General features: G+C 41.7%; 8 protein-coding genes. 3 read left to right on the top strand and 5 right to left on the bottom strand.

Annotation, left to right across the window (positions count from 1 at the left end; translation table 11 throughout):
• Positions 1 to 549: 549 nt before the first annotated feature.
• A complete protein-coding gene (locus V7K76_RS09040) occupies positions 550 to 3,303 on the top strand; it encodes a GAF domain-containing protein (protein ID WP_334776334.1) in 2,754 nt (917 codons plus the stop codon).
• A gap of 553 nt (positions 3,304 to 3,856) precedes the next feature.
• Entirely contained in the window at positions 3,857 to 4,804 is a 948-nt protein-coding gene (locus V7K76_RS09035) for an NAD-dependent epimerase/dehydratase family protein (RefSeq protein WP_334776332.1), read from the top strand.
• Between the two features lie 675 nt (positions 4,805 to 5,479).
• Here the strand turns inward: V7K76_RS09035 and V7K76_RS09030 are convergent.
• Complete coding sequence (locus V7K76_RS09030) at positions 5,480 to 8,008, bottom strand: mannose-1-phosphate guanyltransferase (RefSeq protein ID WP_335029747.1); 2,529 nt, start codon at positions 8,006 to 8,008, stop codon at positions 5,480 to 5,482.
• 650 nt (positions 8,009 to 8,658) lie between these two features.
• Positions 8,659 to 9,153 carry a DUF4363 domain-containing protein gene (locus tag V7K76_RS09025; RefSeq protein ID WP_334776330.1) on the bottom strand — a complete coding sequence of 165 codons (495 nt, stop codon included), beginning with the start codon at positions 9,151 to 9,153 and terminating at the stop codon, positions 8,659 to 8,661.
• A 426-nt stretch (positions 9,154 to 9,579) separates the two neighbouring features.
• Between V7K76_RS09025 and V7K76_RS09020 the strand changes: the two genes are divergently transcribed.
• Positions 9,580 to 9,864, top strand: a complete 285-nt coding sequence (locus V7K76_RS09020) for a peptidase (protein ID WP_334776329.1) — start codon at positions 9,580 to 9,582, stop codon at positions 9,862 to 9,864.
• Position 9,865: 1 nt separating this feature from the next.
• Here the strand turns inward: V7K76_RS09020 and V7K76_RS09015 are convergent, their stop codons facing one another.
• The 3 genes from V7K76_RS09015 to V7K76_RS09005 all read right to left on the bottom strand — a co-directional run bounded on the left by V7K76_RS09015 (position 9,866) and on the right by V7K76_RS09005 (position 13,178).
• The gene (locus V7K76_RS09015) at positions 9,866 to 10,012 is read right to left on the bottom strand and encodes an ATP-binding protein (RefSeq protein ID WP_442936173.1); all 147 of its coding nucleotides are present in this window, start codon (positions 10,010 to 10,012) and stop codon (positions 9,866 to 9,868) included.
• Positions 9,984 to 11,681 carry a glycosyltransferase family 39 protein gene (locus V7K76_RS09010; protein WP_335029780.1) on the bottom strand — a complete coding sequence of 566 codons (1,698 nt, stop codon included), beginning with the start codon at positions 11,679 to 11,681 and terminating at the stop codon, positions 9,984 to 9,986. Before V7K76_RS09010 ends, V7K76_RS09015 begins: the two co-directional genes overlap by 29 nt.
• A gap of 252 nt (positions 11,682 to 11,933) precedes the next feature.
• Positions 11,934 to 13,178, bottom strand: a complete 1,245-nt coding sequence (locus V7K76_RS09005) for a glycosyltransferase (RefSeq protein ID WP_334776328.1) — start codon at positions 13,176 to 13,178, stop codon at positions 11,934 to 11,936.
• Between the last annotated feature and the right edge of the window lie 42 nt (positions 13,179 to 13,220).

The raw sequence follows: 13,220 nt of genomic DNA, 5'->3' as shown, positions 1-13,220 counted from the left end.
AATTCCCCAGTCAAAAATATTTGAAAAAGTTACCAATAATTTAGTAAGTGATTTGAAAAATCCTAATTAATTGAATTCATGGGCAAAAATGATCAAAAATATTTTTAATTTCACTAAGTTATTTAGGCACTAATTTAGGTGAAATTACTGGAATAGTTTAATGCTTGAGGATATAAAATTAAATTAAACTTTAGATTTGAGATGATACTTAAAAATCTTTAATGATACAGCGTTTTGATATCTCTCTAAATCCACTTTAGAAGGGCTACGGGGATCAAGCAAAATATCTGATGCTTTTCAAATATCCTCTGATCCATTTCCAAAAGTATTTACTAGAACTTACGCATTGACAAAGACAGCCAACTGTAAATTACCTCTCGTTACAAGGCTCTGCCTTGTAATGCTCTTATGGGAGGCTCTGCCTCCCGTCAAACAAGTAGGCAGCAGCCCACCTTGATCACATTCCCAGGCTCTGCCTGGGAACGAGGCAAATTTTTATCAGGGACAATTATATAAAAAATTATACTTCAGTCATGGTGTATATCAATAATGACACTTACCGATAAACCAAACGGGTTGCAGCAAAGTTTAGACCAAGAAAGTTTACTGCACCGGATGACAAAACAGATCAGGCGATCGCTCGATCTTCAAGAGATATTAACGACTACTGTTAGTGAAGTGCGTTTATTTTTGGGTGTAGATCGGGTAAAGTTATATCGCTTTGATGCTGATGGTAGTGGTGAAGTCATTGCTGAATCTATTCATGAGCAACGTCTGCCGTCTTTATTGGGGTTACGCTTTCCAGTTCATGATATTCCAGAAGCCGCTAGAGAAATGTTTTTGTTAGTTGGGCAACGTTCAATTGTGAATGTGGCAAATGAGAAGATTGGGCTATCGCCTCTACAGTCAAAAGAAACTGGTAAACGTCTACAAACTAATATCTACTATCGGCAGGTAGACCCATGTCATATTCAATACTTAAAGGCAATGGGCGTACAGTCTTCGTTGGTAGTGCCAATTTTAGATTGTGACCCACAAGAACAATCAGCAAAGCCGAAATTGTGGGGATTGTTGGTATCTCACCACAGTGAACCGCGAGAGATTTTGACGCGGGAACTAAAAGTATTGCAGCAAGTTGCTGACCAGGTAACGATCGCGATCGCTCAAAGTAATCTACTCACCACAGCCCGCGCCAAACAAGAGCGAGAAGCTACTATTAATCGAGTTACCACACTATTGCATAAACTGCCGACAATCCAATTGCAGGGAGCGCTAGAAGAAGTTATTGCTGCCTTTGGTGGAGTCGGTGGCAGACTTTACATTGAACAGACTGGGGAACTATATACTTGGGGCGACCAACCGACACTTCCTTACGAATTAGATAATAGTATTCTCGAACAGCATCCTATGTGGCAAAACTGGATGACTGACTATAAACAAGGTGATATTTGGTCAACCCCTGACCTATACAAAGAACCACGTTTACGAGTTTTGGCTTTAGCGTTTCGTTCTACTCAAATTCGCGGACTCATGGTGATTCCTCTACATTACCGTGAAAAATTTATCGGTGTATTAAGTATTTTTCGCTCTGAATTTGAAACAGAAATCTTATGGGCGGGACGATGCGATCAAAATCGGCGACAACTATTACCTCAGGTTTCCTTTGATGTTTGGCGAGAGCAAAAAAAGGGGCAAGCACCTGAGTGGAAGGTAGAAGACATCTTATTGGCGCAAGCCTTATACGAGCATTTCTCAATGGCAATTGAGCAACAGCAAATGTATAAACAGGTACAAGCCCTGAATGCCAACCTAGAACAGCGAGTGCAAGAGCAAACTGCTGAACTGGAAAAATCATTACTGTTTACCAAAGTAATCAAGCAAGTTACAGAGCATATCCGCAGTACATTAGACTTACAAACAACCCTACAAAGTATCGTCAGGGAAGTTCGCTCACTGCTAAATTCAGACCGAGTGCTGATTGTAGAACTGAAGAGTAAAGCGGTGATTATAGAAGAGATTAATGGCAATTGGCAGTCAGTTTTGGGATTGATAGTACAACCGGAATCTTTATCTGACGAGCGTGACCATTTATACCCTCAGGGACGGGTAAGGGCAATTAACAACGTTTCAACTGCTTCTTTAAGTAATTTTCATCGAGAGTTTTTGCAGAGTCTACAAGTGCAAGCAAACTTAATAGTTCCGATTAATATGGGTATGGAACTATGGGGCTTGCTAATTGCGGATGAGTGTAGCGCTCCCAGAAATTGGCAAGATGCAGAAATTGATTTATTGCAACAGTTAGCAGATCAAGCTGCGATCGCTATTCAACAAGCACAACTCTACAAACAAACCTACGAGGCTGAAATTGCAGCCAGAAATCAAGCGATTCAGGTAGAGCATACCCTACGTGAACTCCAAGAAACACAGACAAGATTGGTTCAGACCGAAAAAATGTCTGGCTTAGGACAGTTGGTAGCAGGTATCGCTCACGAAATCAATAACCCCGTTAACTTTATTTATGGTAATCTCTGCCATGCCAGTGACTACACCGAACAACTCCTAGAAATTTTACGGCTCTACCAGCTACACTATCCCCATCCCCATCGTGAAATTAGCGCCGCGATCGAAGTGATCGATTTTGAATTTTTGGTAGAAGACCTCCCCAAAATCCTAACATCAATGCAAGTAGGAAGCGATCGCATCCGTTCAATAGTGTTGTCGTTACGCAATTTTTCTCGCTTAGATGAGGCTGAAAACAAGCGCGTAGATATTCATGAAGGTATTGACAACACCTTATTAATTTTGCAACATCGGCTAAAAGGAAACGCTGGATCTCCACGCATTGAGATAATCAAAGACTATGGCAACATTCCACGGGTAGAATGCTATGCCGGTCAAATGAATCAGGTATTCATGAATATTTTCAGCAATGCTATAGATGCTTTGGGAGTGGCGAGTCGAAAGTGGGAACTAGGGAATAGGGATGAGGGAGATAAGGAGAATGACTCATGCCCAATTCCAACTATTCAGATTTCTACTAAAGCTTCAGCAGACAACTCTCGTCTGTTGATTCGTATTAGTGACAATGGGCCTGGAATGACTGAAGAGGTGAAAAAGCGAATTTTTGACCCGTTTTACACTACCAAACCCGTAGGTAAGGGTACAGGTTTGGGACTGTCAATCAGCTATCAGATTATTGTCGAAAAACATGGGGGAATAATGGAGTGCATTTCAGAACCAGGCAAAGGTACAGAGTTCTGGATTGAGATTCCCATTAAGCCTCCAGCCAAAATAGTTAACTAAAGGTAGAGGAGGTAGAGGCGCGGGGCATTGGCATTGGTGTCAACTTAAGCTAAAACTCCTTTAAAACCTCGTTTCCAGCCTCCGGCTGGAAATGCAACTCAAAAGCGGCTCTGCCGCGAGTCTTGAGGCGGAGCCTCAACGACGAGCATTCCCAGTCGGAGACTGGGAACGAGGCAATCTAAAAGCTAGTTATAGACCAATACGGTTCAGTTAAGGCTAAAATCCTTTTTTTTAACGAACCGCAAAGGACGCAAAGGAAGAGAAGCTTAACTGAACTATATTGAGTTATAGACTTGTTTTCACGTTAAGTTGACACCAATGCCACCATTGGTGTCAACTTAAGCAAAAGATGTAATCAATGTTATTAATAGCAATAATTCAATAAATATACTTAGAATTTGAAAATATAAGTATAAAGCTTAAGTGTTTATGATGATTTTTTTAAGCATTGAAATAATTGAGTAAAAAATCATCTTCAGGTAATGACGATCATTGATTACAAGTATTAACCTGTGAATATGCAGATTAATGAAAATATCAAAAAATAAGCAACATGGCTAAAATTATTATTACTGGAGCGGCTGGCTTTATTGGCTCTCATCTTACAGAAACATTGCTGCAACAAGGGGAAGAAGTGATCGGGATTGATGAATTCAATGATTACTACGATCCGATGTTAAAGTTTAAAAATATTGCACACTTACATCAGTCACCTGGCTTTACTTTAATTGAAGGAGATATGCAGTTTTTAGATTGGCAGCAACTCCTAAAAGATGTTGATGTAGTTTACCATCAAGCGGCTCAAGCAGGTGTTAGAGCAAGTTGGGGTAAATCTTTTCGAGGTTATACAGAACGAAATATTAATGCTACACAAGTTTTGCTAGAAGCAGCTAAGGATGCTAAACAACTGAAAAGGTTAGTGTTTGCTTCTTCATCAAGTGTATATGGTGATGCGGAAACATTACCTACCCATGAGAGAATTTGTCCTCAACCAGTTTCTCCTTACGGCATTACGAAGCTAGCAGCAGAGTTTTTATGTGAAGTATATCACAAAAACTTTGGCGTACCTTGTGTGGTATTGCGTTATTTCACAGTTTATGGCCCTAAACAGCGCCCAGATATGGCATTTAATAAGTTTTTTAAATCCATTTTGCAAGATGAGGCGATTCCTATTTACGGCGATGGACAGCAAACGCGGGAGTTTACCTTTGTTAGTGATATCATTGCCGCTAATTTAGCAGCCGCCACCGCACCCGAAGCAGTGGGAGAAATCTTTAATATCGGTGGTGGTAGCAGAGTCGTTTTAGCAGAAGTTTTGGATACGATTGAAGAAATTGTCGGGAAACCAATTAAAAGAAACCACATAGAAAAGGCGATAGGAGATGCCCGCCACACGGCTGCTGATGTATCTAAAGCGCAGAAACTCCTGGGATATCAGCCGCAAGTTTCCCTGAGAGAGGGTTTGACACGAGAATGGGAGTGGATTAAGTCGTTGTATTGACTTTAGACAAGTAGGGATTGGGTTTTAGGTTTTATCTAACAGTCAAGCAGGTTTTTGTGTTGGGCCGTTTCAGCAAAAGTTAGACATTAAGTAGATAAACAAAAGACATCTCCGAAAAAGAACGTAGAGACGTAGCACTGCTACGTCTCTACAAGGGTTCTGGGTAACGCATATTTAATTCTGTCCGCTTACTTACGATATCCTCACAAAACATTCCTGATAATTACTGGTTCCAAAAATCACTTCGGTATAGGAAGCTAGAGGAGTTAAATTTGTTGTGGATATATGAAATTAATCCAAATACTAAAGGTAGCTATAATTCCTGTTTTGACTGTATTTAGCTTCGTATCTACATCCAATACAGCACTAGCTGACTATTTAAATAGTCAGGGTTCAGGAGGTAATTACCGTTATGAATTATGGTCTAGCAATGATAATAGTGGTTACTACTTGAAAATTTGGTCAAATGAAGCAAGTCCAACAAGTAGCCCATACACTACAAATAGAGGATTTGCTTCTAGTAGGGAAGCTCTAATTTATTTTGATTGCAATTACGCTAAGAGAAGTTTACCAGAATGTCCTCGATGAGAATTGTGAACACCTCTCAGCATAATTCGTAATTACTAATTCGTAGTTCGTAATTAAAGAATTCAATTACGAATTACGAATTATAAATTACACTTCGGCGGGTTGATATTCTTGTTGTCTTTCCACAAACGACTGGACACGGGCGCGGTAGTTTCTCACAGTCTCATCTACCCATTCGCGATCGTTGCTATTTGCGTACAAATGCACCAGTGGTTCGCTGGCATCTGGTAAAACTAATAGCCAACTGTCATCATAAGGTTGACAAATTTTCACTCCATCGATTAATTCTAGGTTTTGGGCTGGGTGAGTTTCCACTAAGTAACGCATCAAAGCACCCTTAGCTGTCCACGGACAACGGACTGTATAAGTTTTGTGAATTACACGGGGCAATTCCGATCGCGCCGCCGCAAGCGATCGCTCTTGTATAGTCAACATCTCAATGATCTTGGCAATGCAGAACATGGAATCAAATCCCGGATGCAGTTGCGGGAAAATAAAACCAGTCTCTCCACTACCTCCCAATACCACATTTGGGTTTTTCTGACAAGCCTCCATTAAAGCTGTCGGGTTGGCTTTGGTGCGAATCACTCTGCCATCATGGCGACGGGCGACTTGTTCAATGGCACTGGAAGCATGAACTGGTACTACTACTGTTCCTCTGGGGTTAGCCGTCAGAATCATGTCTACCATCAGTGCTGTTAAAGTTTCTCCACGAATTGGGTAGCCTGATTCATCAACTAAAATTAGTTGTTCCCCATTTGCGGATACTTGCACGCCAAAGTTAGCTTTTAACGCTTCCACAACATGACCTAACTGAGTTAGCAATCCTTCGCGGTCAGTGATTGACATTGCCGTTTTATTGACACTGGCATTCAACACCACTGCATCAGCGCCAAATTTATCCAACATTTGGGGTAAAACTGCCCCCGATACGGCATAAACATAATCAATCACCACTTTTGCGCGACTGTTGCGGAGTGTATGAACATGCAGAAGTTTCTCAAAAGCAGTGCAGTAGCGCTCCATGACTTGGCTAGGATAAGATACATCGCCAATTTCATGAATTAGTGCCCGCCGCATATCTTCCTTAAAGTAGGCCCCTTCAATTTTCTTTTCCAGGGCTTTGGAGATATTAATGCCCTTAGCATCCATGAATTCAATCAAAATGTAGTCAGGGCGATCGGGGTGTACTCGCACATGGATACCACCAACTACCGACATTGTAGGTATAACTGTGCGGGCAATGGGAATAGCTGTGGCATCGAGATTTTGAATATCAATACCTACTGACATTAAACCAGCAATGAGCGATCGCGTCACCATCCGAGAAACATTACGCTGGTCGCGGGAAACCGTTACTTTAGAACCAGGTTTCAAGGTAGAACCGTAAGCAGATCCCAACTTCACAGCGAATTCTGGGGTGATGTCAATATTAGCTAATCCTTGAACACCACGTTGCCCAAATAAATTTCGTTGGGCGGTGTTCCCCCAAATCAAGTTAATGTTTAAAACTGCCCCTGACTCAATCTTTTTACTAGGCCAAACACGCACACCAGGGCTAATTTGAGCTTCTTCTCCCACCGTGGAAAGGGAACCCACAACAGCAGCTTCTAATACATGGGCGCGGCGGTCTACACGAGTGCCACGGGAAATTACACAAGCAGAAAGATGTGCTTCATCGCCAATAAATGCTCCATTCCACACTATGGGACGTTTGAGATTAGCATCAGCGCCAATAGTGACATTATCCCCAATGACGGTTCCCGCCTCAATTTGGACTCTTGCCCCAATGCGGCAATTATCACCAATCACTGCTGGGGTTTCAATCACAGCCGTCTGGTCAATGTAAGTATTTTGACCTACCCATAACTCATGAGAAACTTCTTTGTAGGCGAAATCTAGTTGCACTTTCCGATCTAACGCGTCATACTGAGCCTCACGATAAGCATCTAAGTGACCAACATCACACCAGTAACCTTGGGCGATGTAACCATACATTGGCTCATCTTTTGCTAGTAGTAAGGGGAATAAGTCTTTGGAAAAGTCACATTCAATGTTTGCTGGCAAATATTCCAAAACTTCTGGTTCGAGAATGTAAGTACCAGTATTGACGGTATCGGAAAAAATTTCACTACTAGAGGGTTTTTCTAAAAATCGCCGAATCCGTGCTTCCTCATCGGTAATCACCACCCCAAACTCAATCGGGTTGGGAACCCTGGTTAAAATCAAAGTAGCTTTTGACTTCTTTTGTTTGTGAAATGCGATCGCAGCTGTGAGGTCGAAATCTGTGATGCTATCACCGCTAATGACTAAAAAAGTTTCATCAAGAAGTTCGGCAATGTTTTTCACACAGCCGGCTGTACCCAAAGGCTGATCTTCTTCAACCGCATAAGTCATTTGGACGCCAAAATCGCTGCCATCTTGAAAATAGTCTCGCAAGACATCAGGTAAATAATGCAATGTCGCAATCACTTCCGTAATTTGATGTCTTTTGAGGAGATTGATAATATGTTCGGCAATTGGTCGATTGAGAATCGGCACCATCGGTTTGGGCAAATCGCAAGTTAACGGGCGAAGCCGCGTTCCCGAACCCCCTGCCATCAGTACTGCACGCATAAATTCTCCTTAACTAGTTACAGCCTTCGTGGCTGCAAGACCTATGAGATATTTTTTATTCTTCCTTCTTTAGTCTCCTATGGATATTGAGATTTGAGGAACTTCCATAAGATGCATCTAGATTGGGGTATTGGGCATCTAACCGAAACAGAATAAGGATACAGAGCAACTAAATTTGTGTATAGAGAAGAAAAAATATATTTCAATACGCCAAAGGCGATCGCTTTTGGGAGCATCTCACTTTCGTAAAAATATATCTACTGGCGTGGCAAGCAAAAAAATAGTGCATTAGACGTAGGTTGGGTGGAGCGCAACCCAACGCATATCAGGATGTTGGGTTACGCAAAGCCTCCACCAACCGACAATTTTCTTGCAACATTTTAGCCTTGACAGGCCACTACATAGATTTCAAAAATCAAATACTAGTACAACACGGCGTAAATAAACCACCCATTCAAAATCAATGAAACGCTTACAGCGCTTCCGGCTATTATGCAATACAGTTTTTCTCCTTGCCCTCTCCTATCAAAGCTTTCAGATTTGGGGATGTACCTCATAGCTGCCGTAAGTGCTGTATGCTGTATTAATTTTGAATTTTGAATTTTGAATTTTGAATTCCGCCTTGCGGTACTAGTCCTAATATTTGGCTCTTAAGGCTTGGCAACACTAGTGACATTCTTGTTAAGAGATGCTAAGGCTGTTAACAATTTCTGTTTATTTGGTGCAGAGGCTTTAAGCCCTGCTTTGAGTTCATCAGATTTATCTTCAATTTCTTTGTAGGCATTGGGAGACTTAACTTTGACTCCATCCTCAACTTTTGACCAAAAATCCTCAAATTTATCAAATTCCCCTTTAGCTTTGGCAAAATTTCCTGCCTCAACTGCTGCCTTAGTATTGGTAACAACACCCTCTAAACCTTTAAAATCGGTATTTGCAGTGGGACTAACTGCTGTATCAGCCTTGGTTGTCGCAGTAGGACTAGCAGATGTTTCAGGGCTGGTTGTTGGAGTGGAACTAGGAGATGTTTCGGAGACAGAACTCCCAGCAGGTGGTGTCTGTGCAGTAGGTTCTTCACCCTTACTACATCCAACCAAAGCCATCAGGCTGATTAGAGAGACTATCAGTACAGGATTAAAACGATTCATTATACACTCCTCATCAAAACTCGTTTTTGTAGACTAGTGCAACACGGCGTAAATAAAAAAAACACCCATTCAAAATCAATGAAATGCTTACACTGTATTAATTTTGAATTTTGAATTCCGCCTTGCGGTACTAGTATTCAGACATTGTACTCACTATGAACAAAAATATTAGGTAATATTTCTGCCACTCAAATATTAAAGCTATCAAGGTAAAAAACTCGGAAAGAACCGATATTTTCTCTTTCCGAGTTTTTTACCTGCTGTGCTTTACCTTAAGAACAGAGTCTCTAAAAATTCCTCGCACCAATTGCTTACTTCGAGTCTTGTCAGACAAGACTCGATTTTTCTCGTTTAATTTGCATTTTAGGCGATATTGAGCCTACATTGTATTGTTTGGTAAAAGTTTTTACTGACTGGAGAATTAATATGAAACGTTCATTTCGTAAGTATCATCGAATCTTTGGCATTATCTTATCTGTGCCACTTATTTTAACTGTATTGACCGGGATGTTAGTAACGTTTGTCCGTGAGTGGTCTATTGGTATAGGAGTTCCAGCTAGCTTCCTCTTAAGTATCCATACAGGCGAAATTTTTCATCTTGAAAAAATCTACCCAATTTTGAACGGATTAGGACTTCTGGGATTGTTGGCAACAGGATTAAGTATGTCTGGTTTATTTGGTAAAAGGACTCGGCAAAATCCCAAGAATTAAACTAAGATACTAATGGCAAATGTACCTGAAAGCATCTACCAACACCGACTTTACTAGTGACGGTAATATCTCCTCTATGAGTTTTAGCGATCGCATCGGCAATAGCTAATCCCAAAATATTAATTCTGCTGACAATGATAAAGTTCATATTCGTAGCCATCTACGCCTGGTAAAGATTGAGTATCAGATATAACGCATGTTTTGACGGCTTCTGCAACGGGGGCGTGAAAGTTTACCAACCATAAGTCAAAAGGTCGTGGTAATTTATTTAAAGTATTTGCTAGAGCTATGGTGGAAGTATTCGGGTCTTGGTCTTGATGGGCAAGGAGAAACAGAGGTTTTTGAAGTGAATTGCCAAGTTTAATCTCCCTAGCTACCCCCATCATTTCCCCAGTGTGTACATAAGTTTTGTGGGTAGTGGCAATCAGTACTGGCACTGGAGATATTTGTTGAATTAGTTGCACAAACAGGTCAGGGCGATAATATTTTTGATAGCCGAGATTGCAGAATACTGTAACTGCACTCAAAAATGCCATTGACCAAATTAATATCACGGCTTTTTTGCCATTTATTCCCCATCTTCCAATGGTTTTGATGCCATTTTTCTCTAGTTCTCTTCCCAGCAATTCCTGGGGAGGATGCCAACAAGCTGCCAGACTTGCGCCTAGTAAAATAACGATCGCCGGAAAGTAAACAAAGTTATAACGAGCGCCTCTGGTTAGATCGATGCCCAAAAAGTAGGTAAAGATAAAGAATAAAGCGATCGCACCGATGGTGACTCCGATAAACACCTGGATCATAATTCGGTTTTCTGGGTGCTGTAGTTGAATCTTAATTCCACGTAACAAAATTGGTACTGCCCAAATAAAGAAAGTCAGCATTACCACTCCAGAAGGAATCACAACCAATAGCTGTGAAGATTCCACTGGTAATAGGCAAATCATGGCAATCAATGTTCCCAAAGCCTGAAAAATTGGGCTTAACCAATCTAGTCCAACGCGCGAACCTCGAATCCACTCGGTCAAAACACCACGATTTTTATTCTCTAATAAGATTGGTATCCAAATTAAACCCGCCACAGAAGTACCTATAGCAACGGCATAGATGCGCCGCCAGGGAGGAGAGAAGAGGAGAGAAAATTTGCTGCTAGTTTGCAATTGAAGCCAAGCAAGAAAAATCAAAACTACGGCTTCTGTGCAGAGAGTGAGGCTGAAGAAATAATGAGTTGCAATACCTAAAGCATTAATTCCTACCCACAACAGTGCTATCCAGATGGGTAAAGGTGTACGGTTTTGAATATGACGTGTGGCAATTACTAAGCAGGTGAGGGAAGCAGTTACCCATAAAACTCCTAAAGTGTAATGACGCGCTTCTTGTGCTAAAAATACACCGTAGGGTGATACTGCCATCATGGCAGCAGTCAAGTGTCCCACTAATGATGAACGAAACGCTACTCTAGCTAAGAAGTAAATACATGGAATTGAGGCAGCGCCGAAGATTGCTGGTAATAATCGCGCCCCAAATAACGACACTAATCCCCCATCGCTGGGAAATAATTTCATCCACAGGTAAGCCAGCACAAAATATAGTGGTGGATGACTATCTTGTGTAGCTAAGTTATGAACCACATCACCAATACTAGCCGTTGGGTTTAGTTGTAGTGGTTGCAATAAGGTATCAGGTGCGATCGCTTGATCTAAGGGTACTCCTAAAAAAGTATTTCCCAAGCTAAACACCAAGGTGGAAAACTCATCAGTCCAAGGAGGCTTTGCTGTCAAGTTGACTAGACGCAAGCTGAGGCCGATGAGTAACCACATTAAGTTCAGCAAAAAGTGAACCCAGAAAGGAGGAAGTCGAGCCTGCCAATTTTGCCAATGCTTGTATTGTGAGCCATGTTTGGCAGAGGCAAGTAGCAACGAGATAATTTTTCTGTAAAAATAAAATGTACCTGGGAAAAAAACTCTCATTGCTGGGCCTCACACGAATGGATTTATAGATTTGACGCTGAAGATTGAAGTTCGTTCTAAAATCTAAAAACAAAAATCAAAATCTCAAATCCCTCGTTGTGATTATTTCACGTCGGTGACACGCCAGCTAAGTTTTAAATTAATCCAGAAATTCCAGATAGTAGCAACTGCGATCGCAATAAAGTTGGCAATATAACGGTTATGAATAAGAAAATTGAATACCAAATTCAAGATCAGTACATTCAATACCAGTCCAGCCAGGCAAATGGCGTTGAATTTCAAAAACCGCTTCAGGCGTTGACGCCATCCTTGCTGTCTGGCGCTGACATCAGCAAATGTCCAAGCGTCATTCCAGAAGAAATTATTTAAAATTGCAATCTCACCGGCAACAATTTTGCTGCGTGTCAGTGGCCAAGCCAAGGTAGTCGGATCGCTGAGTAAATAAAGTATTGCCATATCCACAAACACGCCACTAAAGCCAACTAATCCAAAACGCAGAAATCGACTGACGGGGAAATTGACTTTTTTACTCAACCGTCCGACTCGTCCTGTGGAAAGCCGCAACCGTACTAAGTGGTGGATGTAATCTATATATTGCTTCCATGTCACCTTACTCTCGCCCTCTTTGCGTTCGCGGAACACATACCCAACTTCGGCAACTTGGTCTACATTTCCCCGGCCGATTACTTCTAGGAGAATTTTGTATCCCACTGGATTGAGTGTTGCATTGGCGATCGCACTCCGACGCACCATAAAATAACCACTCATGGGGTCGGAAACTCTGCCCAGTACCCCTGGTAAGATCACCAAGCCTAACAACTGAGCGCCACGAGACAAGAAACGCCTCACGACACTCCAGCTACTAACACCGCCTCCTTCCACATGACGGCTGGCTACAGCTAAATCTGCTCCCTGCTCAACACTACGCAACAATTGCGTCAGCACCTCTGGCGGATGCTGCAAATCTCCATCAATTACCCCCAACACATTCCCCGTCGCAGCTTGCCACCCACGAATCACTGCTGACGATAGCCCCCGTTCCTGTTGGCGTCGCATCACCCGCAACTGGGGGTATTCTGTCGTCAATGATTGTGCTATTTCCCAAGTTCGATCTGGGCTATCATCATCTACCACTATTAGTTCGTAGTTTCCTGGAATAGATTCATCCAGTAACTTACTCAAGATGCTGACTACATTCTTAACGTTGTCACGCTCTTTGTAAGTAGGAATTACTAGAGAAAGGTATATAGATTCACCAGTTATACCCAAATGGTTGGGAGGCAACTCTGAAATCTTTAGTGGGCCAGTTGGTACTATTAACAGTGAGTTGGATGAGTTTGTCTTCATATTCCAAATTACAGAACGACGATGTGTAAAGTCCGTAGAAAA

The sequence above is a fragment of the Nostoc sp. genome (genome assembly GCF_036917975.1).
Lineage (GTDB): Bacteria > Cyanobacteriota > Cyanobacteriia > Cyanobacteriales > Nostocaceae > Nostoc.
This window is presented reverse-complemented; position numbering and strand designations above follow the sequence as displayed.

Bases quoted from the DNA above. Each gene is read 5' to 3' on its own strand.
- V7K76_RS09025 (WP_334776330.1), bottom strand. From the start codon at position 9,153: ATGAATCGTTTTAATCCTGTACTGATAGTCTCTCTAATCAGCCTGATG.
- V7K76_RS09015 (WP_442936173.1), bottom strand. From the start codon at position 10,012: ATGAACTTTATCATTGTCAGCAGAATTAATATTTTGGGATTAGCTATT.
- V7K76_RS09030 (WP_335029747.1), bottom strand. From the start codon at position 8,008: ATGCGTGCAGTACTGATGGCAGGGGGTTCGGGAACGCGGCTTCGCCCG.
- V7K76_RS09020 (WP_334776329.1), top strand. From the start codon at position 9,580: ATGAAACGTTCATTTCGTAAGTATCATCGAATCTTTGGCATTATCTTA.
- V7K76_RS09005 (WP_334776328.1), bottom strand. From the start codon at position 13,178: ATGAAGACAAACTCATCCAACTCACTGTTAATAGTACCAACTGGCCCA.
- V7K76_RS09040 (WP_334776334.1), top strand. From the start codon at position 550: ATGACACTTACCGATAAACCAAACGGGTTGCAGCAAAGTTTAGACCAA.
- V7K76_RS09010 (WP_335029780.1), bottom strand. From the start codon at position 11,681: ATGTGGTTACTCATCGGCCTCAGCTTGCGTCTAGTCAACTTGACAGCA.
- V7K76_RS09035 (WP_334776332.1), top strand. From the start codon at position 3,857: ATGGCTAAAATTATTATTACTGGAGCGGCTGGCTTTATTGGCTCTCAT.